Genomic DNA, 246 nt, shown 5'->3' on the forward strand with positions numbered 1-246 from the left:
CCGACCTTGTCGATCAGGTCGATTTGCGTTTCGAGCCAGTCGATGTGCTCTTCGGTGTCGTCGAGAATCTTCGTGAAGATTTCACGCGAAATGAAATCGCGAACCGATTCGCAATAAACAATCGCTTCCTTACACGTCGACTGCGAAATCTGTTCGAGTTTCAGATCGCATTCGAGGTTTTCCTTGGTCTCTTCGCCGATCAGTAGCTTGTGCAGATCCTGGAGATTGGGCAGGCCGTCGAGCATG

The 246-nt window shown here is 50.8% G+C and carries 1 protein-coding gene; it reads right to left on the reverse strand.

Annotated elements, in window-relative coordinates; all coding sequences use genetic code 11:
* On the reverse strand, window positions 1–246 hold a 246-nt coding region (locus tag SB772_RS44385; RefSeq protein ID WP_410839076.1), incomplete at both ends, for a bacterioferritin.

Source organism: Paraburkholderia sp. SIMBA_030 (assembly GCF_046535245.1).
Lineage (GTDB): Bacteria > Pseudomonadota > Gammaproteobacteria > Burkholderiales > Burkholderiaceae > Paraburkholderia.